This window comes from Halalkalibacter alkaliphilus (assembly GCF_023555415.1).
GTDB classification, from domain to species: Bacteria; Bacillota; Bacilli; order Bacillales; family Bacillaceae_D; genus Halalkalibacter; species Halalkalibacter alkaliphilus.
The window spans coordinates 1-26,684 of the sequence record NZ_JAKRYL010000027.1 but is presented as its reverse complement, the minus strand read 5'-3'; the positions used below and the strand labels follow the sequence as shown (position 1 = coordinate 26,684).

At 38.0% G+C, this 26,684-nt stretch carries 35 protein-coding genes; 20 read left to right on the top strand and 15 right to left on the bottom strand.

Translation table 11 applies throughout. The features are described 5' to 3' along the window. Positions 1-58: 58 nt before the first annotated feature. The 4 genes from ectA to MF646_RS19605 all read right to left on the bottom strand — a co-directional run bounded on the left by ectA (position 59) and on the right by MF646_RS19605 (position 2,857). Positions 59-568 (bottom strand): diaminobutyrate acetyltransferase, encoded by a 510-nt coding sequence (gene ectA / locus MF646_RS19620; RefSeq protein WP_250098193.1) that lies wholly within the window; start codon positions 566-568, stop codon positions 59-61. A 331-nt stretch (positions 569-899) separates the two neighbouring features. Next, positions 900-1,019, bottom strand: coding sequence for a YfhE family protein (locus MF646_RS19615; protein ID WP_084138611.1), 120 nt, complete (start codon positions 1,017-1,019; stop codon positions 900-902). 63 nt (positions 1,020-1,082) lie between these two features. After that, a complete protein-coding gene (locus tag MF646_RS19610; protein ID WP_250098223.1) occupies positions 1,083-1,634 on the bottom strand; it encodes a GNAT family N-acetyltransferase in 552 nt (183 codons plus the stop codon). A gap of 314 nt (positions 1,635-1,948) precedes the next feature. Then, positions 1,949-2,857: a TIGR01777 family oxidoreductase gene (locus MF646_RS19605; protein ID WP_250098192.1), complete on the bottom strand. Its 909-nt coding sequence runs from the start codon at positions 2,855-2,857 to the stop codon at positions 1,949-1,951. A gap of 114 nt (positions 2,858-2,971) precedes the next feature. Between MF646_RS19605 and recX the strand changes: the two genes are divergently transcribed. Next, complete coding sequence (recX, locus tag MF646_RS19600) at positions 2,972-3,784, top strand: recombination regulator RecX (RefSeq protein WP_250098191.1); 813 nt, start codon at positions 2,972-2,974, stop codon at positions 3,782-3,784. A gap of 59 nt (positions 3,785-3,843) precedes the next feature. Then, positions 3,844-4,170, top strand: a complete 327-nt coding sequence (locus tag MF646_RS19595) for a YfhH family protein (protein ID WP_250098190.1) — start codon at positions 3,844-3,846, stop codon at positions 4,168-4,170. Between the two features lie 23 nt (positions 4,171-4,193). Here the strand turns inward: MF646_RS19595 and MF646_RS19590 are convergent, their stop codons facing one another. After that, on the bottom strand, positions 4,194-4,358 hold the full coding sequence (locus tag MF646_RS19590) for a YpzG family protein (RefSeq protein ID WP_250098189.1): 165 nt from the start codon (positions 4,356-4,358) through the stop codon (positions 4,194-4,196). 60 nt (positions 4,359-4,418) lie between these two features. Beyond that, complete coding sequence (gene sspK, locus MF646_RS19585) at positions 4,419-4,577, bottom strand: small, acid-soluble spore protein K (RefSeq protein ID WP_250098188.1); 159 nt, start codon at positions 4,575-4,577, stop codon at positions 4,419-4,421. 91 nt (positions 4,578-4,668) lie between these two features. Here sspK and MF646_RS19580 point away from each other — a divergent pair, with 91 nt between their 5' ends. Beyond that, on the top strand, positions 4,669-4,935 hold the full coding sequence (locus MF646_RS19580; protein WP_250098187.1) for a YfhJ family protein: 267 nt from the start codon (positions 4,669-4,671) through the stop codon (positions 4,933-4,935). 55 nt (positions 4,936-4,990) lie between these two features. Here MF646_RS19580 and MF646_RS19575 read toward each other — a convergent pair whose 3' ends face one another. Further along, positions 4,991-5,977, bottom strand: coding sequence for a metal-dependent hydrolase (locus tag MF646_RS19575; RefSeq protein WP_250098186.1), 987 nt, complete (start codon positions 5,975-5,977; stop codon positions 4,991-4,993). An 89-nt stretch (positions 5,978-6,066) separates the two neighbouring features. On the opposite strand from MF646_RS19575, the gene MF646_RS19570 reads away from it, so the two are divergent. From MF646_RS19570 to MF646_RS19560, 3 genes are read left to right on the top strand one after another with little or no spacing between them, the layout of a single operon-like run. Next, positions 6,067-6,375 carry a hypothetical protein gene (locus MF646_RS19570; RefSeq protein ID WP_250098185.1) on the top strand — a complete coding sequence of 103 codons (309 nt, stop codon included), beginning with the start codon at positions 6,067-6,069 and terminating at the stop codon, positions 6,373-6,375. 10 nt (positions 6,376-6,385) lie between these two features. Next, a complete protein-coding gene (gene mutY, locus MF646_RS19565; protein ID WP_250098184.1) occupies positions 6,386-7,456 on the top strand; it encodes an A/G-specific adenine glycosylase in 1,071 nt (356 codons plus the stop codon). 14 nt (positions 7,457-7,470) lie between these two features. Next, entirely contained in the window at positions 7,471-8,232 is a 762-nt protein-coding gene (locus MF646_RS19560; protein ID WP_250098183.1) for an SDR family NAD(P)-dependent oxidoreductase, read from the top strand. A 157-nt stretch (positions 8,233-8,389) separates the two neighbouring features. Here MF646_RS19560 and MF646_RS19555 read toward each other — a convergent pair whose 3' ends face one another. Together MF646_RS19555 and MF646_RS19550 are read right to left on the bottom strand one after the other, a co-directional pair. Next, the gene (locus tag MF646_RS19555; RefSeq protein ID WP_250098182.1) at positions 8,390-9,445 is read right to left on the bottom strand and encodes an anthranilate phosphoribosyltransferase; all 1,056 of its coding nucleotides are present in this window, start codon (positions 9,443-9,445) and stop codon (positions 8,390-8,392) included. Positions 9,446-9,459: 14 nt separating this feature from the next. Continuing rightward, on the bottom strand, positions 9,460-10,056 hold the full coding sequence (locus tag MF646_RS19550; RefSeq protein WP_250098181.1) for an ANTAR domain-containing response regulator: 597 nt from the start codon (positions 10,054-10,056) through the stop codon (positions 9,460-9,462). Between the two features lie 466 nt (positions 10,057-10,522). On the opposite strand from MF646_RS19550, the gene MF646_RS19545 reads away from it, so the two are divergent. From MF646_RS19545 to tatC, 5 genes are all read left to right on the top strand, one after another. Then, complete coding sequence (locus MF646_RS19545; RefSeq protein WP_250098180.1) at positions 10,523-11,794, top strand: CmpA/NrtA family ABC transporter substrate-binding protein; 1,272 nt, start codon at positions 10,523-10,525, stop codon at positions 11,792-11,794. 1 nt (position 11,795) lies between these two features. Then, positions 11,796-12,641 carry a nitrate ABC transporter permease gene (gene ntrB / locus MF646_RS19540; protein WP_250098179.1) on the top strand — a complete coding sequence of 282 codons (846 nt, stop codon included), beginning with the start codon at positions 11,796-11,798 and terminating at the stop codon, positions 12,639-12,641. Positions 12,642-12,647: 6 nt separating this feature from the next. Next, the gene (locus tag MF646_RS19535; RefSeq protein WP_250098178.1) at positions 12,648-13,463 is read left to right on the top strand and encodes an ABC transporter ATP-binding protein; all 816 of its coding nucleotides are present in this window, start codon (positions 12,648-12,650) and stop codon (positions 13,461-13,463) included. A 68-nt stretch (positions 13,464-13,531) separates the two neighbouring features. Next, the gene (locus MF646_RS19530; RefSeq protein WP_250098177.1) at positions 13,532-13,729 is read left to right on the top strand and encodes a twin-arginine translocase TatA/TatE family subunit; all 198 of its coding nucleotides are present in this window, start codon (positions 13,532-13,534) and stop codon (positions 13,727-13,729) included. Positions 13,730-13,814: 85 nt separating this feature from the next. Then, positions 13,815-14,528 carry a twin-arginine translocase subunit TatC gene (gene tatC, locus MF646_RS19525; protein WP_250098176.1) on the top strand — a complete coding sequence of 238 codons (714 nt, stop codon included), beginning with the start codon at positions 13,815-13,817 and terminating at the stop codon, positions 14,526-14,528. 124 nt (positions 14,529-14,652) lie between these two features. Here the strand turns inward: tatC and MF646_RS19520 are convergent, their stop codons facing one another. The 3 genes from MF646_RS19520 to MF646_RS19510 all read right to left on the bottom strand — a co-directional run bounded on the left by MF646_RS19520 (position 14,653) and on the right by MF646_RS19510 (position 16,559). Further along, on the bottom strand, positions 14,653-14,988 hold the full coding sequence (locus MF646_RS19520) for a hypothetical protein (protein ID WP_250098175.1): 336 nt from the start codon (positions 14,986-14,988) through the stop codon (positions 14,653-14,655). 120 nt (positions 14,989-15,108) lie between these two features. Then, positions 15,109-16,095: an NADPH:quinone reductase gene (locus MF646_RS19515; protein WP_250098174.1), complete on the bottom strand. Its 987-nt coding sequence runs from the start codon at positions 16,093-16,095 to the stop codon at positions 15,109-15,111. 242 nt (positions 16,096-16,337) lie between these two features. Then, positions 16,338-16,559: a hypothetical protein gene (locus MF646_RS19510; protein WP_034626141.1), complete on the bottom strand. Its 222-nt coding sequence runs from the start codon at positions 16,557-16,559 to the stop codon at positions 16,338-16,340. A gap of 98 nt (positions 16,560-16,657) precedes the next feature. On the opposite strand from MF646_RS19510, the gene fabL reads away from it, so the two are divergent. The 4 genes from fabL to MF646_RS19490 all read left to right on the top strand — a co-directional run bounded on the left by fabL (position 16,658) and on the right by MF646_RS19490 (position 20,281). After that, complete coding sequence (gene fabL, locus MF646_RS19505; RefSeq protein WP_250098173.1) at positions 16,658-17,407, top strand: enoyl-[acyl-carrier-protein] reductase FabL; 750 nt, start codon at positions 16,658-16,660, stop codon at positions 17,405-17,407. Positions 17,408-17,472: 65 nt separating this feature from the next. Continuing rightward, positions 17,473-17,664 carry a gamma-type small acid-soluble spore protein gene (locus tag MF646_RS19500; protein WP_250098172.1) on the top strand — a complete coding sequence of 64 codons (192 nt, stop codon included), beginning with the start codon at positions 17,473-17,475 and terminating at the stop codon, positions 17,662-17,664. Between the two features lie 256 nt (positions 17,665-17,920). Beyond that, entirely contained in the window at positions 17,921-18,448 is a 528-nt protein-coding gene (ntdP, locus tag MF646_RS19495; RefSeq protein ID WP_250098171.1) for a nucleoside tri-diphosphate phosphatase, read from the top strand. Positions 18,449-18,535: 87 nt separating this feature from the next. After that, entirely contained in the window at positions 18,536-20,281 is a 1,746-nt protein-coding gene (locus tag MF646_RS19490) for an ABC transporter ATP-binding protein (protein ID WP_275980384.1), read from the top strand. A 63-nt stretch (positions 20,282-20,344) separates the two neighbouring features. Here MF646_RS19490 and MF646_RS19485 read toward each other — a convergent pair whose 3' ends face one another. Both MF646_RS19485 and MF646_RS19480 read right to left on the bottom strand, forming a co-directional pair. After that, on the bottom strand, positions 20,345-21,430 hold the full coding sequence (locus tag MF646_RS19485) for an FUSC family protein (protein ID WP_250098170.1): 1,086 nt from the start codon (positions 21,428-21,430) through the stop codon (positions 20,345-20,347). Between the two features lie 222 nt (positions 21,431-21,652). After that, positions 21,653-22,945, bottom strand: coding sequence for a glutamate-1-semialdehyde 2,1-aminomutase (locus MF646_RS19480; RefSeq protein ID WP_250098169.1), 1,293 nt, complete (start codon positions 22,943-22,945; stop codon positions 21,653-21,655). A gap of 122 nt (positions 22,946-23,067) precedes the next feature. Here MF646_RS19480 and MF646_RS19475 point away from each other — a divergent pair, with 122 nt between their 5' ends. The 4 genes from MF646_RS19475 to perR all read left to right on the top strand — a co-directional run bounded on the left by MF646_RS19475 (position 23,068) and on the right by perR (position 24,984). Beyond that, on the top strand, positions 23,068-23,493 hold the full coding sequence (locus MF646_RS19475; protein ID WP_250098168.1) for a potassium channel family protein: 426 nt from the start codon (positions 23,068-23,070) through the stop codon (positions 23,491-23,493). 62 nt (positions 23,494-23,555) lie between these two features. Next, positions 23,556-24,032 carry a thioredoxin-dependent thiol peroxidase gene (bcp, locus tag MF646_RS19470; protein ID WP_250098167.1) on the top strand — a complete coding sequence of 159 codons (477 nt, stop codon included), beginning with the start codon at positions 23,556-23,558 and terminating at the stop codon, positions 24,030-24,032. A gap of 124 nt (positions 24,033-24,156) precedes the next feature. Beyond that, a complete protein-coding gene (locus MF646_RS19465; RefSeq protein ID WP_250098166.1) occupies positions 24,157-24,456 on the top strand; it encodes a cyclic-di-AMP receptor in 300 nt (99 codons plus the stop codon). 90 nt (positions 24,457-24,546) lie between these two features. After that, entirely contained in the window at positions 24,547-24,984 is a 438-nt protein-coding gene (perR, locus tag MF646_RS19460; RefSeq protein WP_250098165.1) for a peroxide-responsive transcriptional repressor PerR, read from the top strand. A gap of 87 nt (positions 24,985-25,071) precedes the next feature. Here perR and MF646_RS19455 read toward each other — a convergent pair whose 3' ends face one another. Further along, the gene (locus MF646_RS19455; protein ID WP_250098164.1) at positions 25,072-25,428 is read right to left on the bottom strand and encodes a YgzB family protein; all 357 of its coding nucleotides are present in this window, start codon (positions 25,426-25,428) and stop codon (positions 25,072-25,074) included. Positions 25,429-25,659: 231 nt separating this feature from the next. On the opposite strand from MF646_RS19455, the gene MF646_RS19450 reads away from it, so the two are divergent. Continuing rightward, on the top strand, positions 25,660-26,535 hold the full coding sequence (locus MF646_RS19450) for a nucleotidyltransferase-like protein (RefSeq protein ID WP_250098163.1): 876 nt from the start codon (positions 25,660-25,662) through the stop codon (positions 26,533-26,535). Positions 26,536-26,684 lie beyond the last annotated feature (149 nt).

Genomic DNA, 26,684 nt, shown 5'->3' with positions numbered 1-26,684 from the left:
TAATACCTATACTGGGTAATGTATTTTTGTTATTTCATCTAACCTAGCTTATAAGTTGTTACTTAGTTTTTATCGGACCAACACGGAAAGTAAGTTCTTCTTCATGCCCATCTTCAGGGAATAAATCTTCTGCAAAACAATCACTTACTTCACATATGGTTTCAAAACTACGAGCTAAGCGGCGGAATAACGCCTGTGATGCTTCATTTGACGGTGTAACGGTTGCTTCAACATAATTTACTTCACTACAACCTTCTCGTTGTACTAATTCATGTAGTAATTTTGAAGCCAAGCCTTTTCCTCTTTGAGAAGAATGAACACCAATCTGCCAAACAAACACAACATCTTGTCGTTCTGGAGGAATAAAAGCAGTGACGAATCCAACGACCTGATCGTTTTCTTTCGCGACAACACACGTTTCTGCAAAGAATTCACACATCATAATGTATTTATAAGCAGAGTTTTGATCGAGTGTTGACTCATTAACTAATTCCCACATCGCTGCTCCGTCTTCAACAGAAGGCTTCAGAAATTGAACCGATCCTGTTTTTATAGGAGCAGGAGCCATTTGACTTTTAATATTGGTATCCCCCTTGTATCCAAATTTTGTTTACTCATTAATCATAAGGGCAGTCTTGAAACGACGCAACTTAGCTTAAGTGGGATTAATGAGCGTGAGACACGATTAAATGGGATTAAGGTATGTGGGAACAGTCATTGCTGAAATTGCTACTAAATGGTTAAGTTTTCTAACTAATTGAAAAAGACAGACTAAATCTGATGAGGGAAACCCTTGTTTTATAAGGGTTTAAAGAGGTGTAAAAAAGTTGGAAGAAACAAAATTAAAGAGGAAAACGCCTGTTTTTAGGTGTTTTCCTCTTTAAATGATCATTATTTAATTACGATTTACTTCTATTTGCAGCGCGATCAGCAGCTCTAAATTCTGATCCATAACGAACCTCTTGGGCTTTACGCAATGTGCTTCGCTCTTCTTGAGCTCGACGTTTTCTACTTTCCATACTGACCACCACTTTCTAAAAGGTTAATACCAGTATGGACAAAATAATGAAAGTTAATCGCAATTATGCTTCTTTTATTTCTAGTTCATCTTGCATTGTTCTCATTAAATGAAGATGATATTGGTCTTTTTCAATTTGAAAAAGGTTATAGACGTCTTCCTTTTCGTTAATTTGCTCGTAAACATCTCGTCTAAATTCATTAGCGAGTGTACAGTAAGGTAACTTATTTGCGGCCATATATGACCTTACATTTTCTTTTCGAATCCGCATAAAAACTGTTTGGATATCACAAGAGAAGAAGAGCTCTTCAAAGAATGCATCTTTAGCTACTTTATTATACCCTTTTCCAAAGTATGGTTTCCCAATCCATGTCCCTAAGAATCCGCTTTGATTGGAAATATCAAATAAGTTAATGGTGCCAATTGGTGCGCCCCACTCATCAACAATTGTGCGGGAGATGAGTTCGCCGCGTTCTTCTGCTTCAATTGTCTGTTTTGTTAAGAACACAAATTCATCATATGAATGTGCCTTCTGACGAACATATGGAAACACGGCCGGGTCCACTAACAATTCGAACAAAGCATGACAATCTGCGACGTCTCGTTTTTTTAAAATCACAAAAAGCCCTCCTTTTTGATGAGGGCAGAATCGTTCCACCCTCGAATTTAATAATGTTGCGTATCAAATTCGGGGTGGGAATCGAACCCACTAGAACCAGCATAGCTGGTGGCGCACCAATTGCCTTCCCAATGCTTATTTAATCGTTTATTAAGCGATATAGGGGATTCTAGTGTGTTTATGTTGATGAAACAAACTGTTAAGACTATAATTCGCTCATTTACTCTTGAATCCTTCTATATATTAAATGTTTTTTTCGAAAAAAGATACCTATTTTTTATAAATTTTTCGTGAAAAAATCTACCATTTTGTTATTTTTTTAAAAGGTCTTCTAAAGCAGAAGGCAGAGTAGGAAATAAGTATGAATAGTTTTGTGAAATAGCTTTTTGAGGTATTACTTTTTGCCCGTCCAAAACAAGAGTACTCATTTCACCTAATAGTAGCCGTAATGCAAATGAAGGGGTAGGGAAATAGTACGGTCGTTTTAGAACGCCAGCTAATGTCTTACCAAATTCATTCATTTGACTAGGAGAAGGAGCTGTTACGTTAAATGCTCCAACTATATCTGATTGACAGACTGCAAATGAAAACATACGAATGGCATCGTCAATATGAATCCAGCTTAACCACTGCTTGCCAGTGCCGAGTGGGCCGCCTATAAAGAATTGATAAGGAAGGAGCATACGGTTTAGGGCACCTTCATTTGGATCTAACACTACACCTAGCCTGCAAAAGACTACACGGACTCCGTATTTAGAGGCTTTTTCAGCTTCATTTTCCCATTTTGTTACAACCTCAGAAAGAAAGTTATTTTCACTAGGTTCAGATCTCTCTGTAAAGGTTTTGTTTAATGAGTTGCCATAAAAACCAATGGCTGAGGCGTTTACAAGTACCTTTGGTTTGTTTGACAATTGTTCAATGAGGTTAATGATGGCTCGTGTAGAATCAAGTCTACTTTGGAGAATCTTTTTCTTTCTTTGATGTGTCCACCTTCCTGAGCCAATTGATTCCCCTGCAAGGTTAATCACAGCGTCGACCTGATCTAAATTTTCTTCAGGCTTTGCATCTTTATGAAGCCACTCTATATATTGGACAGAGGATTTGACTGGTTTATTAGAGGCATCTCTTGTTAAAATGAAAATGGAATGACCTTGTTTAATTAATAAGTCAGTTAGCTTCTTACCAATAAATCCTGTACCACCTGCAATCACAACATTCATACCCGTTACCCTCCCTGTAATAAATGAATTTATTTCGTTGATATTATGTTTAGTTTACGTGTAATCGGGAATGTTTGGCAAAAGTTTTAGCAGTCTAGTTGGGGGTGAAGAATATTGGCAGTTATAGCCAAAATTGAAATTCAGAAACGAAATAAAAGTCGATATAACGTATTTTTAACGAAAGGTCAGTCTGTAGAATATGCTCTTAGTGTTGATGAGGATCTATTAATCAAGCACCGTTTAACGAAAGGTCTTGAAATCGATGAGAGTACGTTAATACAATTAATTGATGAAGATGAAAAGAAAAAAACGTATAACCTAGCTATAAATTTCCTCTCTTACCGTATGCGATCTGTTCATGAGATGAAACAGTATTTAGAGAAAAAAGAAAAAGAGCAAAAGCATATTAATGAAGTGATAAATGAATTACTTCAACAGGGATTCTTGAATGATGAGGAATTTGCGAAGGCTTATATTAGGTCAAAGCAACTAACATTAATGAAAGGTCCTTTAAAACTTAAGCAAGAGCTCTTGCAAAAAGGTGTGGACGATGCAGTCATTGAAGCAGCAATGGCATCTTTTTCTGAAGAAGTACAAAAGGAAAAGATCGTAACTTGGTTAGAAAAACAGCAATCAAAGAAAAGCGGCAAAGTAAGTAGCAAAGCTTTTAAGGAAAAACTTTCCAATCAGCTGGTTACAAAAGGTTATTCACAGAGGGTTATTGTAGAAGCACTTCAGTTAGTTGATTTTCCTGAGGAGTTTACTGAAGAGTGGGAAGCGATTTGTTTTCAGGGTAATAAGATGAAAAGAAAGCTTGAAGGGAAATTTACTGGGTGGGAATATGAGCAACGGTTGAAACAGCAACTGTTTCGCAAAGGATTTCCAATGGATGTAATTGAACAATATATAAGTGAAGGAGAGAATTAATTCTCTTGTCGGGTTAGATTCAACTATAATAAAGGAGAAACGGGAGGGACATAGTAAATATGGAACAACAACAAAAAAGATTTAGCCAAATGACAGAATATGAACTACGAACTGAAATCGCACGATTAAATGAAAAGGCAAAAAAAGCAGAACAATTAGGAATGTCAAGTGAATTTGCTGTATATGAGCGCCGTGTACTTTTAGCGAAAGCTTATTTATTAAATCCGGAAGATTTTGAACCGGGAAAGACTTATGAAATTGAAGGGGGATCCTCGTTTCAAATTTCTTATATGAATGGCTATTTTGCGTGGGGTTACAGGGATAATCAAACAAATCTAGAGGCTGTTCCTATTTCATTACTTGTTAAAAAAGAAGGAGAAGAGTAATTTCTTCCCCTTCTAACTGTGAATTATCTTGTTTCTGCTTTTCTGTGTAATCGAACTTTAATATCGGTTTGACTCATTTGAGTTTCCCCGCCTATTTGTTTAGAAGCGTGCTTTGGACTTGCACGAGGTGAGTCAAATGGACTTTTATATTCGTGTCCAGCTTGGAAATTCATACTCCTCTTACCCATAGGTTGGCACCTCCAGAAACGTTGGTTGTAATTAAACTCATTATTTAATCACAAATTTAATTAATTGTTCGTATCACCATCAGTAGTTCTCATGCGATCTCTAGGTCTCGTATTAATGCTTAAATCTGCACGTTTGGATTCATTTTTGTTTCTAATGTCTTTTGGTGAATTCCCCTCGAACTTAATATGGTTTGGAAAGCCTTTTGCTTTGTTTCGCATTGGTGGACCCCCCTTTCCAACGTGTTCAGTAGTATTATTAACACACACAAATAAGTTATGAGACGTAAACTTTGTCAAAGGAGGAAATGGTGTGGAGGACAGATTTCAACGATTAACCGAACAGCTATTAGCTGTAAATTCAAATATTACAGTATCACAAGCAAGAACGTGGGTCGAAAGTTTGTGGGAAGATTTTGAAACAACTCGTGCTAAAGGTGGATGGTCTTACCAAGGGCAGGATCAAACAGAAAAGATAGTCACTAAATGGATCAGCCAATATGGACCTTTTTTACATAAATACAACCCAAGCAAAGAAAAATTTTCTCATTTGAATAAAGACGACGAGAGGAAGCATTAAAGAGGGTTATCCCGAAAGGTCTATTTTTGACCTGTATGGGACAACGCCTCTTTTTTTATTCCGTAGCAATATTTAATTTCTTTTGAAGTGTTTCCTCACTAAATACCCAACCGGTGTAGGAGCTTAAAATATTTAAGTCTTCATCAAGCTGGACTATTGCTACAAATGGATAATGTCCTTTACTTCGATAACGTAAATCAACAAAGCGTACTTCTGTAATATCGTTTTCCTTATCTTCAACTTCCCATCGATATGAAGGAGAAAAGGATAAGAAAGCAGATAAATTTGGATCTTTTCTAGCTGCATTGATAACTGGAATATCTGGAATTGGATCAAATGAATATTGCTCAAAATATTCAATGTGATGATTTCTAGACTCTGTTACAAACATGATCTCAGGAGTTCGAATGACAACATGCCACTGATTCCACCTAATTGTAGGAGAGACAAAAACATGACTAGCATCTGGATGCAATTTCTTTGCGTGATTAACTACGCGTTGCTTCTCCCAAATTCGCCAAATATAATACCCAATTAACACAAAATATAAGAGCAAGATGGTCGGGCCTGGTGGCGCTAACCCAAGTCCCCATATACCAAATGCAACAAGGTGGCTAAAGAAGATAAATGGATCAAAGATGTTAATTATGCCTAAAGCAATCCATTTGTTTGAGAATGGTCTAAGTGCTTGCGTCCCGTATGCATTAAATATGTCGACAAAAACATGAAGAAAAACCGCAATAAAAGACCAAAGCAAGACGATAGACCAGTTAGTTTCTGGTGTGATAATTAAAATACCACTTGTAATCAGAAGAGGCCATATAAAGATGGCAGGAAGGGAATGTGTAATTCCACGATGGTTCCGTATGTATACAGCATTATTTCGTAATTTTAATACGGTGTCGAAATCAGGTGCTTGAGAGCCGATGATTGTAGCTATCATGACCGACGTGGGAAGCAATGGGTCGTTTGCAATTGTGGGGCTTAAAGTTGCTAATCCACCGAGAGCAACGCCCATTACTACATGAGTACCTGTATCCATCGTGTGAGATACCTCCTTATCGATCTAAAACATGGTATAGTTTATTTATACCCGAAATGACACTGTTTAAAAAGGGGAGATTGGAAGAAATGACGAAACCTTTACAGATTTTTATGGAATATAAAGTGAATAAAAATTGCATTAGTGAATATGAGCAAACAATGAAAGAGATTATGGATGTACTTCCCGATTTTGAAGCAACAAATATTCAGTGGTATATCGCCGACGATCAGCCACATCTTTATGTAGAGATGTATGAAGTTCCAACGACTTCGCATTACCAAATTTTAAAAAAGCTACGTCGCTCAAAAGAACATCCGATCTTCAGCAAGATGGTCCCATTAATTGAAGGCGGAGCAGATAAAATACACTGCTGGGCTTTTCAAAGGAAGGAATAGTGATTTTACATTGGAACAAAAGCAATTGAGAAATTTTAACATCACAGGATTTCAGCATCAGTTAGTTAGTTGGTTTCAAGAGAACCAACGCGAACTACCATGGAGAATATCGAAAGACCCTTATCGAGTTTGGGTGTCAGAAATCATGTTGCAGCAAACAAGAGTAGAGACAGTTATCCCATATTACAATGCTTTTATGAGAGAGTTTCCTACCCTTGAAGCATTGGCTGAAGCCGAGGAAGATCGAATATTAAAAGCATGGGAAGGTCTTGGGTATTACTCTCGTGTTCGTAATTTACAGACGGCTGTTCGTGAAGTGGTTGAGCGGTATGAGGGTGAGGTGCCGAATACAAGAGAGGAAATTTCTTCTTTAAAAGGAGTTGGACCTTACACCGCTGGAGCTGTATTAAGTATTGCTTACGGTAAGCCAGAGCCTGCTGTAGATGGAAACGTAATGCGAGTCCTTTCTAGAGTATTACTGGTTGATGAAGATATTGCGAAGGCATCGACGAGAAAACTATTTGAAAAAATTTTATATGATCTTGTTTCCAAGGAAGATCCATCTTCATTTAATCAAGGTTTAATGGAGTTAGGTGCGCTTATTTGTACTCCTACTTCTCCAGGTTGTTTACTTTGCCCAGTGAGGGAGCACTGCCGGGCATATGATCAAGGAAAACAAGAGGAACTCCCGATAAAGTCCAAAAAGAAAAAACAAACGTCGAAGCAAATGGCAGCAGTAGTTCTTCGTAATGAGCGTGGAGAAGTAATGATTGAAAAACGACCGGAAACAGGCTTATTAGCTAGGCTTTGGCAATTTCCTAATTTTGAAGTCGCAGATCAATTGTCTGTGGAAGAGCAATTTATGAAAGTTTATGATATACAAGTTGAATTGGGTGAACAAATCCAAAAGGTTGAACATGTTTTTTCCCATCTGATATGGAATATAACTGTTTATGAAGGTCAAGTAAGTGGTCAACCCGATGGAGGACAAGCTACAAGAAGGTGGATTTCAATAAAAGAAATTGAAAAGTATGCGTTTCCCGTTTCGCATCAGAAAATAATTCAGAAATCGTTATTGTAAATGGAGGGATCCTAATGGATTTGCAGTTAACAAATAAAGTAGTTCTTGTTACGGGAGGTTCGAAAGGTATCGGTTATGCAATTGCTTCCGCTTTTCATAAAGAAGGAGCAAAAGTGGCGATTGTAGCAAGGGGGAAAGAAGCACTGAATGATGTACAAGCAAAGTTAAAAGAAAACATTATAACAATTCAGGCGGATATGACAATAGAAATTGAAAGAGAACAAGTTATTGAAAAAGTATTAGACACCTATGGAACAATTGATATCCTTATTAATAATGTAGGAGGAAGCAATGGTTCAACTACAGCTGAAACGAAACTTGAATTATTTCATGAAGCGTTTGAATTAAACTATTTCTCTGCTGTGCATTTTAGTAAGCTTGTTCTGCCTTATTTAAAAGAAAAACAAGCTGGAAGCATTATTAATATATCTTCTATCTTTGGGAGAGAAGCAGGTGGTAAAGTAACATACAACAGCGCAAAGGCCGCAATGATAAGCTTCACAAAAGCATTAGCTGATGAAGCTATAAAGGATGGGGTCCGCGTTAATGGAGTGGCACCTGGTTCAATCTTACACCCGTCGGGAAACTGGCAAAGAAGATTAGATGAAAATCCAGAAAAAATAAACAAATTTGTTCAAGATGAAATTCCTGCAGGACGATTTGGTACAGCAGATGAAGTAGCTAATGTTGTAACATTTTTAGCCTCTGAAAAAGCAAGCTGGGTTGTAGGTGCAACCATAAATGTAGATGGAGGACAGTCTAAGTCGAATTTCTAAGGAGGCAGACCCCTCTGAAACTATCTACAGTAAAAAAATGGAGTCTAATTATATAAGATTTTCTCTCTGTATGCAGTTAAGTTGGGGTCATGCACCTTTACATATATATTATTTATCTAGGATGATGGTAAGGTGTTATTGTTGGTAGTTAGAGCTCTTATTGTAATGAAATAATAACTTTTTTAGAAGTGTTGTTTTGCACCAAGTTTTTCCATAATGAAAATTTTTGTAAAGCATAACCGTTGTCAATTATATACTTTGCTTGGTAGATTCCTTCTTCAATTGACCGGGCATTTCCACAAAGCCAAATACGTACGCCTGCATTCAAGAGAACCGTATTAATATAGGGAAGATCGGCTTTTCCTTGTAAGACAGATAAAATTATGTCGCATTGGTGTTTTAGTGACCACTGAATGTCAGGATAATGAACTTGTAATTCCATCACTTCAGGATCGATGATCAATTGTGTTGTTTCTTCTTTTGTAACCCAATGCACCCGCGTAATACGTTCAACTGATATATCATCTGAGCCTTCTAAACCTTGAATAACAAGCCCCTTTTCGACACTTGTTCGGCGCAGAACTTCAACTACTTTGTCAATGATGGTTCCATGATAGATACCTAGTGTCATAAAAGGTGCGTCCGATAGTCGGAGTAATTTTTCAACCGTATTTAACAACGTCCTCATTCCAAGCTCTGTTCGGATTGGTCGTAATTGAGCTAAGGGGTGACACCATTTTTCTGTAGGGATAAACAAAAATCCAGTTTGTTCTGCGGCTTTAAGTAAAGATGTTATGTCCAATTGTTCAGAAGCAACCTCTAATCCTTTCAATAAATCATATAAAGTTAAGCCATTTTTTGGCGGAAGGGATGGACTGCTGTGCAATGTTACGGGTACCCCACTCGCACATAGGACAAATGCTGTAGGTAAAGTGGAATAAAAAGATTTCTTTCTTCCATCATACGGTCCAGCACAATCTAATCCTCCAGGAATGGGGTGGATCTTGCTTTTTGATCGACATACGTCAATAAAGGCCTTTATTTCTTCTGGCGATGACATTTTAATTCGTTCTGCAATGAGGAAAGCACCAATTTGAGCAGGTGTAGCCGCTCCGTTTAAAATCAACTCCGCTGCCTGAACACTTTCATCATACGTTAAATCCCTAGAGCCTCTTTTACCACGACCTACTTCTTTTAGCAGAGAATTCATCATATTTGTTATCCTCCTCATTTATTAGCCACTAGTATTTGATAAGCTGTAATAATTGAAATTGCTACATCGACCATTCGTTTTCTTTCGTCCATCGCTTGCTTGCGTATAAAGTCGTATGCTTCTTGCTCAGAAATCTTTTTTAATTCGCAAAGAATAGCTTTAGCTTTTTCGAGGTGTTTTCGTTCTTCTAATTTTGAGAGTAACAATTCTCGTTCTTTTTGCCATTGGATACGCTGTAGAAAACGATTCGAGCATAAATGAAGAGACCAATGGATTTCTTTATTACTCATGTTTGAACATAGCAAAGCATCAATGTCAATTTCTAGTTCACATATTTCATCCTTAAGGGACGAACCCTCGTGGAACCACCAAATTAGGGGAAGAGAACGATGATTAAGAGATTGTGTGGCAAAAGTTTTAATATTTGCTATCGATGAGCAAATAATAAGGGCATCGACCTGATGAATGTACGTACTAACAGCTGATACATCCGTAGTTTTAATAACACGATAACCAAGATCTTGTAATCTGCTACCCAGGTTTGTAGAATCAGTTGGCTTATAATAGTCTTTAACTTCAGGATCTATAAACAAAAGAAAACGATCTATCATTTCCAACCACCTCCCCGTATGTCTTTGAATTTCAAATAGTCGGGTATTTAACTACATAAGATGCATTTAAAATACCTTATTTTCAAATTGGATTATAACAACAGAATTACTTTTTAGTTGAAAATCTGTTACATTTTCTGTCAGGCTTTGTTGACGAAATAGATAGATCGTTATAACCTATGGGTAAGAAACGGCGATCAATGAAGACGCCTATTGACACAGTGACGTGTTCAATTAATGACAGGAAAAACTGTCAACCACAACAATTTGGTTTGTATATGACTTCCATCAACGAAGGTGGAGTAACTCGGCAACGAAGCCGCGAAGGACAGTATCTATGACAATACTATGCCTTTGCGGCTTTTTCATTTTATGCAAAAAAAAGTGGAGGGAATTACTGTATGTCATTATCTGAATCTTCAAAATTCAAGAGAGGAAGTATTGCTTTACGAAAGGGGGACATTCAATGAGTAAATCATTTACTAGACGAGATTTCTTGAAAAAATCTAGTATGGCAGGTATCGCTGCTTTAATGGTGCCAAGCGCGTTTCTTGCAGCGTGTGGAAGTACTCAAGAAAGTACGATACCACAGAATAGCGGGACGTCAGGGAGTGGAAAAAAGATAACCATAGGATTTATCCCACTGACTGATTGTGCGTCTGTTGTTATGGCTAAGGAATTAGGAATTTATGAGAAATACGGTGTTGATGTAGAAGTAACAAAGGAAGCTTCATGGGCTTCAGTACGAGATAAGTTACTAAGTGGAGACTTAGATGCAGCTCATTGCCTTTTCGGAATGCCATTTTCTGTTTATACAGGGGTTGGTGGAGCGGCTGGTAGCGAGTTGCCGATTGCAATGCTGCTCAATGCAAATGGACAAGGAATCACCCTTTCGAAAGATCTTGTTCAAGCTGGTTTCCGTGATATTCAAGCAGCTAAGAGTGTGATCGAAAGCGCGATGGCTGAACGTGAGTTAACATTTGCGATGACCTTTCCTGGTGGAACCCATGACCTCTGGTTACGCTACTGGATGGGCGCTGTCGGCATTGAGCAGTCCAAAACACAAATTATTACGATCCCACCACCGCAAATGGTTTCAAATATGCAAGTAGGGAACATGGACGGGTACTCTGTCGGTGAACCCTGGAACGGAGTCGGTGTTCGCCAGGATATTGGTTTCACTCATATATCTTCTCAAGACATTTGGCAAGATCACCCTGAAAAAGCGCTTGTTCTTAATAAGAGCTTTAGCGAAAGAACAGATGAACTGAAAGGAGTCATGAAAGCCATTCTTGAAGCTTCTCAGTGGCTTGATGACTTGGATAATCGCAAAGAAGCGGCGAAAGTAATTGGGCATCAAGCATATGTCAACGCCCCACCTGAAGAAATCGAAAATCGCTTGCTCGGTAAATACAATCTTGGAGGTGATTTAGGCGAATATGTCTATACAGACGACTATATGCTCTTCCATAAAGGAGGCAACGTGAATTTTCCACGGAAATCCCATGCCATGTTCTTTATGAGCCAGTATGTGAGGTTTGGCTATTTAAATAATCATCCAGATTATGAGCAAATTGCAAACAAATTAATCATGCAGGACCTATATAAAGAAGTTGCAGCCGAAATGGACATCGCAATTCCTGACGATGATATGAAGCCTTTTGAATTGAAAATCGATGGCGCAATTTTTGACCCGGAAGATCCAGCTGGATCACTAGAGCAATATGGAGGTGCTTAATATGAGTAAACAATTAGAACACCATGTGAAAGCTAGTTCAGTAAGTACTGGCAAGGGCTTTGCCCTTCCCACATACGTAAAGGATGCCTTAAGGAAATTAGGCTACTTAGCTGGGAGCGTGGCGATTCTTGTTCTACTTTGGGAGCTTGCCAGCCGATTCTCAGCCCAATCGTTACCAAGTCCAATCAGTACTTTTGGTGTACTATGGTCAATTCTATCCGACCCTTTTTACAATTACGGTCCGAATGATAAAGGAATTGCCCTTCAATTTGCCGCATCGTTGCAACGAGTGTTCACGGGTTTTATTTTAGGTGCCCTTGTAGCCATACCATTGGGAATTCTAATGGGGGTAACTCCATTTTTTAAACAGATTTTTGAACCGATTGTAGAAGTGTTAAGACCTGTTTCACCATTAGCATGGTTCCCTATTGGATTAGCTGTTTTCCAATCCGTAGGTCCAGCAACAATTTTTATAATTTTTATCACATCACTTTGGCCAACCGTTGTAAATACTGCCTTTGGGGTTTCATCCATCCCAAAAGACCATCGCAATGTAGCTGCTGTCTTTCGGTTTTCGAAATGGAAATATTTAACGAAAATCTTGTTACCTTACACGTTACCGCATATTCTTACAGGGTTACGTTTAAGTATGGGGGTTGCTTGGTTAGTAATCGTTGCTGCTGAAATGCTTTCAGGTGGCGTTGGGATCGGATTTTTTGTTTGGGATAGTTGGAACGCACTTAGCTTAGAACGTGTAATTGCTGCGATCATACTGATTGGATTAGTCGGCCTCGTTTTAGACAGGGGATTTCATTATATTCAAAAACGATTCACATATGGAGGGTAATGCGATATGGCTTATTTAGATTTGCAGAATATTGGAAAGGTATATCCAACAAAACAAGGAGACTTTGAAGTTCTTCGAAATGTTGACTTGTTAATTGACAGAGGAGAATTTGTCTCATTAATTGGACATTCTGGCTGTGGAAAATCAACGGTTCTGAATATCGTCTCAGGTCTGGAGAAGGCAACGACAGGAAAGGTGTTTTTAGATGGGAAACGAATAACAGGACCAGGACCCGAGCGTGGGGTTGTTTTTCAGAACTATTCTTTATTGCCATGGCTTACGGTATGGGGAAATGTCTATGAGGTAGTAGACGCTGTTTTCCCAAAGCGTACAAAGGCAGAGAAAGATGAGATTGTTGAACATTTTCTGACGGTAGTTGGACTTTGGAAGCATCGACATAAGCGCCCTGATGAAATCTCAGGAGGAATGAAGCAACGAGCGGCAATTGCCCGTGCATTCGCAGTGAAGCCGCAAGTACTTTTACTTGATGAACCTTTTGGGGCGTTGGATGCTCTAACACGATCTACACTTCAAGATGAGCTTGTAAATTTGATGAAGTCCACAGGTACAACAGATGAAAGGGAATTTGAACATATTGGTACTGATACCGTCATTATGGTCACTCATGATATCGATGAAGCCATTTTTTTATCTGACCGCATTGTCGTCATGACAAACGGTCCCTCAGCCACGATTGATACAATTATTAAAGTTCCGGTCAAACGGCCTCGTGACCGGAGAGAACTGATCAATCAGCCCGTATATAACGAATTAAAGCAAGAGTTATTAGAGTATCTTCATGGAACTCCTGCTGCTCATTAAAATAGAATGATTAGTTTCATATCGTCAAAGTTTAGGTCAATAAATTTTAATCAAAAGGAGTCGTTTAGATGGGGATTGGATCAATTGGTATTCCAGGATTAATATTAATTTTAGTTATTGCACTTGTGGTATTTGGACCGAAGAAACTTCCCGAGATTGGTAATGCTTTTGGGAAAACATTATTAGAGTTTAAAAAGGGAACAAAGGAACTCACAGATAGCCTTGAGGAACCGTTACAAGATGATGAAGAAAAAAAGAAAGCATAAAAAAATGAGGCTCCTAGTATAAAAGCATCAGCATTTATACTGGGAGCAAAAAAATACCAGATTATTTCTTAGGAGGTGAAAAGTATTGGAACAAACTTCATCTATGTCAGTCGTTAATCATTTAGAGGAATTGCGCACTAGAATTATTATTATCGGCTTAGGGTTCGTTGCCTTTTTTATTTTGTCTTTTATAAATGTTAAAGGTATTTACGAATTTTTAATAAAAGACATCGATCATAAATTAACAATTCTTAGTCCAGTAGATGTAATTTGGGCATATATGATGATTTCGGTAGTGGTTGCACTCACTTTTTCGATACCTTTAATTACCTACCAAATATGGAAATATGTCTCGCCTGGGTTGAAGAAAGAAGAAAGATCTGCTGGTCTTTTTTATATTCCGATTTTCCTTTTACTCTTTATTTTAGGATTATGTTTTGGGTTTTATATTATCTTTCCTCTAGTAATGAACTTTCTAATGTCGATGGTGGATGGGCAGTTTGAAACAATGTTTACAATCGATCGTTATTTTAAGTTTATGTTTTCGTTGACTGTACCGATTGCTTTGCTCTTTGAATTGCCAGCGGTTGTTTTATTTTTAACGAAAATTGGTCTCGTTACACCTAATGCACTAGTTCGTAAACGAAAGTATGCTTATTTTGCCCTTGTGTGTGTGTCTGTCTTTATTACTCCGCCAGACTTTTTATCAGATGTATTAGTTATTATTCCATTACTATTACTTTATGAGGTGAGTATTACGTTATCGAGAGTAATATATCGAAAAAAACAATCCGATTAAAACGATTTCTGCAAAATAAGGAATATAAAGGATATTCTCTTCGAGTTATGCTGGGGGGGGGTTTTTAGATTGCTGCATCTCTAATATTCTTTACAGTAATAAAGCGGGGTCAGACCCCGCTTTACTACTGATCATCATTGATCATGTGAATTTCTTTGATTTTTTGTTTTGTTTCGGCTGTACCTAAGCGATAAAGCTCTTCATAAACATCATTTAATCCTCGTTGATATTCGTTCTTATCTTCGTCAACTTGCTCGTCATCAAAATGGCGAAACGTAAACAAGTTACCTAGTTCAAGGTCATGAGACTGCACTTCGTGTAATAAATCCTCCAACGCTTTTTTCTCAGCAGGTGTAGCTTCAATCTCATATTCAATCATTTGTCCATCATCGACTTTAGTAGGGCTTATCGTATCCATGCTAATTGGGTTTAAGTTGACGTAGAACAATTCCTTTTCCATTAAAAGAGCTCCTTTCCTATTAACTAAGTTTGTTTTTATGTTCTCCATAAAAACAAACTTTAACAAAAAAAGAACTTTTAAACGGACCCCGTTGCTTCGGTGGATCAAAAAGGTCAAAATTCAGATCTTCTGTGATTGTTCCTTTGTATGGTCTAAGATGATACGCCCATTATATTCTTTTCTCTCTAATGCTGCATGAGCCTTAGCTGCTTCTCCATAAGAAAAGACTTTTCCAATGTGTGAAGTGAAGACCCCACTGTCTAACCCTTTTGATATAAAGTGCCCGGCACTCATTAATTCTTCTAATGGGGCAGTAAAGAGGAGAACCCCGGTAAGTGAAGCATGTTTCATATTTAATTGACGCCACATTAATGGAGGAGTATTGTTAACAGGTGATCCAATCGTAATAATACGTCCGCCAACTTTAACCATGTCTAAATCCTTCTCCATATTTTCACTAAATGACATATCTAAAATAAGTGAAACCCCTGCTTCGTTTGTCAGCTTTTTCACACGTTTTACAAGGTCCTCGGCTGTGTATATAACTACTTCATCTGCTCCTGCACCTTTTGCAATAGCTGCTTTGTCTTCATTGCTAGCAGTTGTGATAACGTAGGCACCTGCATGTTTAGCGAGTTGAATGGCGGCATGACCAACAGCTCCGGCTCCACCGAAAATAAGTACTGACTCATCCTCTTTTAGTTGGCCTCTGTTAAATAAAGAGAGATAAGCAGTCATATATGGCATAGCAATAGCTGCTCCTTCATCATAATTCAACTTCTTAGGAAGAGGGAAAACAAGGTCGCTAGAAACAGCAACGAATTCAGCAGAAGCCCCTTTAGCATTGGTTGCCCAAATGCGATCACCGACTTGGATGTTTTTTACATTATTTCCAACTTCCACAACCTCACCTGCTAAATCAAAGTGGGGGATGTGAGGAAATGATTCAACTTGGCGTATTCCTTTTCTAAAATATGTATCAACTGGATTAATACCGCTTGCCTTTACATGTATGAGAACTTCATTCTCCTGTATTGATGGCTTTGGTACGTCAGAGACAGATAAAACATTAGGATCTCCGTATGTTTCATAAACAACCGCTTTCATTTCGACCACTCCTTTGAACATTTCTACTATAATTTTATAGCAAAAGTGGTTAAATTCCTATATAAGACATCTATGATTTCTCGGGCTGTCTAAAAGAGCAGGGGTGGCAATGGCTCCGTTCGCTACGCGCCTTAAGAGGAGAAACCCACTCCTCTCAAGGCTTTAAAGAAATGTAGCGACTCCGCTCATTGCTTCGGGGCTGTCCCAAAAGGTCAAAATCACACCTTTTTGGACAGCCCTCATCAATCATAATGAGGTTTTGTACCTTGCGTCCAAGTTGCTTCTTGGTGCAGGCCGCCTCTTGCTTCTATTTCACGAATAATTTCTCGATGGATACTGGCACCTTCGGCATTAAGGTAGGGGGTCATCTGTTGTAATCCATGATGAAAATAAGCTAGCTCTTTATCTGTCCATTGATCAATTGACATCATGGAAAGTTCCGTCATGTCTCTTCCGACATACATGTAATCGTCCTCCTTATTAGATTTGATTTTAGTGTTCCTGTTCTGTGAACACCCTATACGATATAATGAATAGAGATGAAAATAATGGAGGATTGGTCATGGAACGAAAAGTAGCATTAGTAACAGGAAGCAGCCGAGGAATTGGAAGGTTAATTGCCCTTAAGTTGGCCGAGCGCGGCTTTGATATAGTTGTAAATTATGCAAGAAGCAAACAAGCAGCGTTAGACGTAGCGAAAGAAATTGAAGATCTAGGTCAAAAAGCTCTCGTAGTAAAAGCGAATGTAGGAAAACCTGAGAAAATTAAAGAACTATTTGAAAAGATTGACGAGGAGTATGGCCGATTAGATGTTTTAGTAAATAATGCAGCATCTGGAGTTCTCCGTCCTCTTATGGAACTAGAAGAAAGTCATTGGGACTGGACAATGGATATTAATAGCAAGGCCCTTTTATTCTGTGCACAAGAAGCAGCCAAGAGAATGGAAAAATCAGGTGGAGGTCATATCGTTAGTTTGAGTTCTTTAGGTTCAATCCGTTATTTGAAAAATTATACAACGGTTGGAGTATCAAAAGCAGCGGTTGAAGCATTAACTCGTTATTTAGCGGTAGAACTAGCGGAAAAAGGAATTGTTGTTAATGCTGTTTCTGGTGGTGCAGTAGATACTGATGCATTAACTCATTTTCCAAATCGTGAGGAGCTCTTGGCAGATGCTGCAGCAAGAACACCAGCTGGGCGAATTGTCGAAGCGGAAGATTTAGCTAACACCGTATTATTTTTATTGTCTAAAGAAGCTAATATGATCCGCGGACAAACGCTAATCGTTGATGGAGGAATCTCTCTTTTAACATAAATAAATTTTAGTTGCATAAAGGATCTCATCACCGGACATCTTAATAGTCGTGGAGGTGATATCATATGAACAACCAACAACAAGGTCAACAACAAGCATCTAAAACAAATGCTCAACAAGTACGCCGTCAAAACCAAGCTTCTGCTCAAGGTCAAGACACTGAGTTTGCTAGCGAAACAAACGCTCAAGAAGTTCGTCAGCAAAACGCTCAATCGGCAGCTCGTAAGCAGCAAAATTCTTCAAACCAACAACAGTAATACTTAAAAAAACAAAGCACCCTTTGGCTATTCGTCCAAAGGGTGCTTGTTTTTTATACATAGACTTATCGAATAAAGAGGTTTGCATTTCAAATTAACTGACAAAACGTTATAATAGAGAGTGAATGTAAGCAAATGAAGTGATTAAGTGAGAGTTAATAGTAGAGAATAGAGTAGACGAGCTAATTTTTTATGGCAATGTATTAACTACTCTACCCTACAGACGTCCGAAATCATGCAAGGAAGGGAGTTTATTATGAATTTTCCCAAAGTAGGAAGTAATATAGAAATCCATAGCTATAAGCATAATGGATTGATTCATCGGATTTGGGAAGAAACAATTGTGCTTAAAGGGACGTCAAAGGTTGTAATTGGAGGAAATGACCGAATTCTAGTGAAGGAATCGGATGGAAGGAATTGGAGAACAAGGGAGCCGGCTATATGTTATTTTGATTCCGAACAATGGTTTAACACGATCGGTATGATACGTTCAGATGGTATTTATTACTATTGCAACCTTGGGTCACCTTTTACTTGGGATGAGGAAGCGTTGAAATATATTGACTACGACCTCGATATTAAGGTGTTCCCAGATATGACCTTTAAGCTCTTAGATGAAGATGAATATGAGCTGCACCGGAAACTTATGAACTATCCGCCAGCTGTAGATGACATTCTCAAGCGAAGTGTAGATGAATTGATCTCATGGATTCACCAAAGAAAAGGGCCGTTTGCACCACAGTTTGTTGAAAGCTGGTATGAAAGGTTTTTACAATATCGTTAAAATCAAAGGGTCTGACTCTTGGGAGTAGCTAAAATCGCTCTCAATATTTGAGTCAGGCCTTTGTCTTAGAAAAAGGGGGTGTCGAAGCTGAATAGTATTAAGCGCTATATGGCATTCGTCAAGCCGTATTGGAAGGAAATTATTGTAACCATTATCATTGGGATTTTTAAATTTGGGATTCCTTTGTTGCTTCCTTTAGTAATGATGTATGTCATTGATGACATCATATTTGCTGAAGCGATGTCCCAAGAGGAAAAGGTTTCATTATTGTTCAAAATAATGGCAGTTATGTTTTTTATATTTGTCTTTTTGCGTCCGCCTATCGAATATTTTAGACAGTATTTTGCGCAATGGATCGGCAGCAGAGTCCTATATGACATTCGAGATCAACTATTTACACATATCCAAAAGTTGAGTTTGCGTTATTATTCTAATCGCAAAGTCGGTGAAATCATTTCTCGTGTCATTCATGACGTTGAACAAACGAAGAATTTTGTTATTACAGGGTTAATGAACATTTGGTTAGACCTGATTACAATCGTAATTGCTATTATCATTATGTTAAATTTAAATGTATGGTTAACACTTGTTGCTATTTCAATGTTCCCGTTATATGGGTTTTCTGTGAAATATTTTTATGCAAGACTGAGGCATTTAACTAGAGTGCGTTCACAAGCATTAGCGGAAGTACAAGGTCATTTGCACGAGCGGGTACAAGGGATGAGTGTCATTCGAAGTTTTGCCCTCGAAGATCATGAACAAAAGCAATTCGCAAAAAGAAATAGTCATTTTTTAAACCGTGCAATCGATCATACAAAGTGGAATGCGAAAACATTTGCTGTTGTAAATACCATTACAGATGTAGCCCCGTTACTTGTAATATTCGTGGCTGGCTATTTTGTCATTACAGGCAGTCTAGAAGTTGGTGCAATGACTGCGTTTGTATTGTATATGGAACGACTATATGGACCTTTAAGGCGTCTTATTAATTCGTCAACAACACTAACACAATCAATTGCGTCAATGGACAGGGTATTTGAGTTCATTGATGAAAAATATGATATTGAAGATGAACCGCATTCCAAGCATTTACATCGAGCGCGCGGCCATCTTGAATTTAGAAATGTAACCTTTCATTATGATAATGAAGAAAAGCCTGTATTAAAAAATTTACAGCTAGACGTTAAACAAGGAGAGACCATTGCGTTTGTAGGAATGAGTGGTGGAGGGAAAAGTACATTAATTAGTCTAATTCCTCGTTTTTACGATGTGACGTCAGGTCAAATCTTATTAGATGGTACGGATATAAAAGAATTTAAAGTGCGCAGTCTTCGTGACAATATTGGAATGGTGCTGCAAGATAATATTTTGTTTAGCGATTCGGTAAAGCAGAATATTTTAATGGGAAGACCTGATGCCAGCGAGGAAGAAGTGGTAGCGGCGGCTAAAGCTGCTAATGCCCATGATTTTATTATGAACCTTCCTAAAGGATATGACACTGAGGTTGGTGAGAGAGGTGTGAAGCTTTCTGGAGGGCAGAAACAACGTGTGGCAATTGCACGTGTTTTCTTGAAAAACCCACCAATCCTAATTTTTGATGAAGCGACATCTGCGCTTGATTTAGAAAGTGAACATTATATCCAAGAAGCTCTTGAAGTACTAGCTAAAGACAGAACAACCTTTATTGTTGCGCACCGACTTTCTACGATTACGCATGCGGACCGTATTGTTGTCATTGAAAATGGTGAAATTGCTGAAGTTGGAAGTCATGATGAATTAATGATTAGAAAAGGAAGTTACAAGAAATTATTCGAAGTCCAACAGTTAAATTAATTAGGTTATTGTTATATATACAGATAGGCCCTACTTTTCAGAAAAGTAGAGCCTCTTTGTATGTTATTCTTCATCGCGCTCTTGAATTTTCACTTCATTCTCTTCCTGATGGTATGTGAAGAAGCTATCAACTAGGTGGTCAAGGTGCTCAAGTTGTTCTTGGTACTCAATCATCTGTGAAACAGCAGGTAAAAGGTGTAACCATTGATTGTAATCAAAACATGAATGGTTTTGCAGACTAATATAGTAACTCATGAGTTCTTCTTTCCCTTTGTTCATTTTCTGAACTAATTCCTCGGAGTGACTAGAATGAGCTTTGCCAATATACCTTAGTAAAATTCGATCATGATAAGAGGTTAAGTAATGAAGCTGCTTTTCGAATTTTTTGTGTGTTTCATCTGTCATTAAATTTAATTCTTCAGAACGCCTTTCTAAATTTTTTAAAACAAATAGGGACTTTTTTGTTGTGACGAGCATTTGTCGATAAAGGACAACTTTTCGTGCTTTGCCATATTTATTTTTCATGAAATAATTGCGTTCTTCTTTATATAGCAAATATAAATTCTCAAGTTTGACCATTTGTTCTTCTAAACGGTTTAAATCTTTCTTTAAGGAGCGATGATCGGCTGCATGGCGAATTAGTAACATCGTCCATTGATTGATATCTTCTGTTGCTTTTAGAACTTTATGATAGAGCTTTGTTTCGTATTTTGGTGGAATGAAAAGTAAGTTAATGATAAAGGCCGCTAAAACGCCAAGAAGAACAAGGGCAAAGCGCCCTGCAGCAAACTGGATAAAATCATTTGCTGGACTTTCCATGATGATAATAACCGTTACAATAGCTAACGGGATTGTAGTTGGCTCTAATTTTACTTTTAAAATAATTGAAATGGCTAATACGACAACGAGACCGACAACAAAGGGATCATGACCAAATGTCATAACAAAAATAACGGCTAACACGGCCCCGATCAGATTCGCTTGGACTTGCTCCAAGATCGTTTGGAACGTTCTGTATAGGGAGGGTTGCACAGCAATAGCAGCTGCAAGAGCTGCAAACATAGGTGGATCAAGTTCCAACCAGATTGCCAAATATAGAGAAAGCATGACAGCAAGCCCTGTTTTAAATATTCGAGCCCCAAGTTTCATATGTTACATTAACTCCTTTATCCTTCACTTGGAATCATAGATCCATCGATATTGATAGTATTACAATTGACTCTCAATAATACCCGGAAAAATGAACACCGAAGCGTACTATACAACGGATATGAGTACGAATCAAGCCTTTTTGTATTCATTTCAAAAAAAGATGACTAACGTATGACGAACTATAAAAATAGTACGAAAACGATAGTCATCTTAGACTATTTATTTGTTCATTGATGCAAATGATTCATCAACTGCTTTTAATGTTTCTTTAATATCTTCTTCTGTATGAGCGATTGTTAGAAACCATGCTTCATATTTTGATGGAGCAAGATTAATTCCTCTCTTTAACATTTCTTTAAAAAAGCGGCCGAACTGCTCACCGTTTGAGTTCTCTGCTTGTTCATAATTCAACACTTTGTCCGAAGTGAAGTAAAGAGTAAGAGCCCCTTTTAAACGATTAATGGTAATGGTTTGATTATGCTTAGAGGCAAGAGAATGAATTCCTTCTTCGAGTAATGCACCTAATTGATCTAACTTTTCATAAGTGCCTTCTTCCTTTAATACTTCAAGACAAGCGATTCCTGCACTCATTGATGCGGGGTTTCCGGCCATGGTACCGGCTTGATATGCAGGTCCAAGTGGAGCGACTTTTTCCATTATATCCACTCGACCGCCGTAAGCCCCAATTGGTAGTCCGCCACCAATTATCTTTCCTAAAGCAGTCATATCTGGTTCGACTCCTAGGTAATTTTGTGCTCCTCCATACATAAAGCGAAAGGCTGTAATCACCTCATCGTAAATGACGAGAGCACCCGCTTCGTGGGTGAGAGTGTTTACTGCTTCTAGGAATCCATCAACAGGCTCGACAATACCGAAATTTCCTACAATCGGTTCAACTAAAACGGCAGCTACATCGTCCCCCCACTTTTCTAATGCAGCTTTGTATGCCTCAATGTCATTAAAAGGGACTGTAATAACTTCTTTTGCGATACTTTTTGTCACACCTGCAGAATCTGGGGTGCCAAGCGTAGATGGGCCAGAACCGGCTGCTACTAGTACTAGGTCTGAATGTCCGTGGTAACAGCCAGCGAATTTGATGATTTTATCTCGGCCTGTATAAGCGCGTGCAACTCGAATTGTTGTCATGACAGCTTCTGTTCCAGAGTTTACGAAACGTACTTTTTCAAGAGAGGGGATCGCTTCCTTTAACATTTTTGCAAATTGATTCTCGAGTTTTGTGGGTGTTCCGTATAAAACACCGTTCTCAGCAGCCTGTTGAATCGCCTTCGTAATATGTGGGTGAGCGTGGCCGGTAATGATTGGTCCGTATGCGGCCAAATAATCTATGTAGCGGTTTCCGTCAACATCCCAAAAGTATGCTCCTTGACCTTTTTCCATAAAGACAGGTGTACCACCACCTACTCCTTTGTATGCGCGTGAAGGACTATTAACCCCTCCGACAATGTGTTCTTGTGCTTCTTTATATAAAAGTTCTGATTGTGTCCAATTCATCTTCGTCCTCCTAATGTAGTCATTGCCTTCTGTCTGTATTCAACCATAGAGGAGCGATCAGAGCAAGTTGATTGATTCTATACAAGCTACCTGCTTCATAAAATTATTGTGAAAGAGGTGATATGGTGAATTGGATATTATCGATAGCATTAATTATAGCCACTGTCGGGACAGTCGTTAGTTTATTGATGTTGCTAAGGTATCGTCCTGTCAGAGGGGTCCAATCAGTTTCGCTAAGACATTTTACACTCCTTTTACTCGTTTATATAACTGTAATCTTATCTTTTTCAAATTTATATTTAGGTCTAGAAATGTTAGGGATTGAAGTTTTAAGAGAAGGGAATTCACATGTTGAAGGATCCGTGAACCATCTTATAGAAGATATTGTATATTTTAGCGCAGTAACTTTACTTTCTGTTGGTTATGGTGATCTTGTTCCAGTTGGAATTGGTCGGATTATTGCTATGGTACAGGCTCTATTTGGTTTTTTGCTCCCGGCAGCCTTTGTCGTAACATCTGTCCTGCAAGTGACTAAGAAGGAAGAATAGTTGTCATTTTAAAGTTCTTGGGATACGCTATTATTAATTAAATCATTGGAAGGGTGAGTGGATTGACAATTCAAATTGGACAAGAGGCGCCGCTATTTTCCTTGCCTGCTAATAATGGTGAGGTAGTTTCGCTAGAAGATTATCGAGGGAAGAACATTGTTTTGTATTTCTACCCAAAAGATATGACACCTGGCTGCACAACTCAAGCTTGTGATTTTCGAGATAAAATAGAAGATTTCTCAGACCTTGATACGGTTATTTTGGGAGTCAGCCCAGACCCTGTAGCTAGACATGAGAAGTTTATTGAAAAGTATGAGCTGCCATTTATGTTACTAGCAGACGAAGAACACAAAGTGGCCGAGCAGTATGGAGTTTGGAAATTAAAGAAGAATTTTGGGAAAGAATATATGGGCATTGAACGTTCAACATTCATTATTGATAAGCAAGGGAACCTTGTCAAGGAATGGAGAAAAGTAAAAGTGAAAGATCATGTAGCGGAGGCTCTTTCTTACGTGAAGGAGGAGTTAGAAAAAGAATAAGTCTTTCTATATATTTAGGTAGTTAAAGGCTCTCTCCAGCTTTAAATACAAAAGTAAAGTAGGAACACCATACTCTAAAGCAGAATAGTTTTAAGTATAAACCATTTAGAATGGAGGAAGAGCTTTGAAACTACTCATTTGTATTATTGACAATGTATATGCTGATGAAGTTGAACTGAAATTAAAAAAGCAAGGGTATAGAATGACCGAGTTGGCTAGTTCAGGGGGATTTTGGAGGAAAGGGAATACGACCTTCTTATTTGGAGTTGAAGAGAAGGATATAAAAGAACTGCAAGCTGCTTTGAAGTCTGTATGTCTCGACCTTGAAAAAAGGAAGCAAAAAAGCAGTAAACAAGCGCATCGTTATACATCATTTTTGTTAGATGTAAAAGATGCAGCCCCTTTTCTTGCGATGGGGAAGTAGTTGATTTATCGCAAGATTGACAAAATGTTTCTTTGTATATTATACTAATTATAAAGTAAGAATGGTTACTTGAAAGTGAGGTGCATGACAATGTCTGATCATCGTTTGCAAGATGCACTTGATGCTTTGAAAAGCACCCGTGTCCGTATGACTCCGCAACGTCATGCGATACTAGAATTCCTATATGAATCAATGACCCATCCAACAGCTGATGAAATATATAAGGCTTTAGAAGGGCGTTTTCCTAATATGAGTGTCGCAACTGTGTATAATAACTTGCGCGTCTTCAAGGAAGCTGGCATCGTAAAAGAGTTAACATATGGTGATGCATCGAGTAGATTTGATTCAGTAACTTCGGATCATTATCACGTTATTTGTGGGGATTGTGGGAAGATTGTAGATTTTCACTATCCAGGGTTAGATGAAGTTGAAACTTTAGCAGAGCACGTAACAGGATTCAAGGTGCATAGTCACCGTATGGAGATATACGGAACTTGTCCTAAGTGCAAAGAGAAAGTTGAGCATTAAGATACCTTCTGATTGATGAGGGTGTCTTTTTTATTTTATACATAAAATAGGAGATGTCTGTTACCTTCCTGAGACATCTCCTTGAACTTATTTTTTTCTTGTTTTACGATTATAGTCTTCGTTAAATTCCTTGCCTTCTAGTGACTTGTCCATTGTTAAAGGTTCACTGCAGTGCATACAGGCGTCGACGCGCCCTAACATTTTAGTGGCTCCTCCGCAGCTTGGACAGACAACTTGAATCGTCTTAGATGAAAGCATTCCAATCCAAAAATAAACAACGGTACTACCAATAATAAAAAGAAACCCCACTAACATTGCAAGTGTCATAATGATGTAAGATTCTCTAAAGAAAATGCCAATATACATAACGAGAATTCCTACAAATACAAGAGACAAGGCAAAGGTTCTAATTTTATTGATTTTATTTGTATATTTTAATGCCATAGTTAGTCCCTCCTAAATCTAGTAGTAGTATAGCATATAATTTATCGGTTCTTCCTTATAGAAATGTTAACAGTTAAAGAAGATTCCTTTGTTGTGTAGCAGGATATGCCCCTTTTATGTAGAATTTGTATGTCTGAATCATAAGAGAAGTTTTTAATCTTTAACGTGGAACTTATAGATCTGACTGTAAATGGAATCGTTGATCTATTGCATAGAGAGGGGAAGAGTTAAATGGATGTTTTGTTACGACAACTTTATCAAGACCGTGCGAGTGAAGAAGAGACATTAGCCATTCTTCTAGTTAAAAAAGAATTTTTGCCTTTATCGGTTACAGACGGTTTTGATGTCGTTATTGTCCTAATTAACCACAATCAAAATATTTCATGGGAAGTTAAACACTATACGTTAGGAGAAAGACGTGTATCGTTTCACTCGCTTAGTCAAGCGATGATGTATCAAACCTTAATAGTTGGAAACCATAGAAGGTTGGTTGACTGGTTAATTAACGGAAAAATTGTTTTTGATCGGAATGAATTTTTGAAAGATGTGAAAGAAAGAATAGATTCTTTTCCCCCTGGTGATCGTACGAAGAAAATGACGATACAGTTTACGAAAATGTTAAGGAGGTTTGAGGAGGGAAAGTCATTATTCTATAACGGGCATCATTTTGATGCGTTTAGCAATATGATGCATTCCCTTCATCACTTAGCTCGTTTGTCTTTGATTACTCATGGTTTTTACCCGGAAGTAACAGTGTGGGAGCAAGTGAAAAAGATTGAACCACAAACGTATAAGTTGTATCAAGAGTTATTAAAGAGTGAAGAGTCGCTAGAGAAGAGGATTGAGCTTCTGATATTAGCAACAGAACTAGCGATTCATTCAAAAACTGTGTTGGGAAGTCAGCATTTTCTCTCTTTACTAGAAAATAGTAGTGAAGAGTTGCTTTCAGTGGCAGACTTAATGTCGCTACCTGAGGTTGAGGATTACTATGTTGACTTGGAGCTCCTTATACGGCATTTAGTTGAAAAAGAATTAATTGAAAGTACAAGAGCTGCAACAAAAGTAGAAGGGATTGAAAAGATATTTTATCGTTTGAAAAAAAAATGAAATATATTGTTGACGTATTAATTGTATGATGATATATTATTACTTGTCGCTGACGAGGCGCCAAAAACGAAAAAATAACATCAAAAAAAACATTTGACTTCAAATGATGTGAGATGTTATGATTATCGAGTCGCTATCGAGTGACAAGT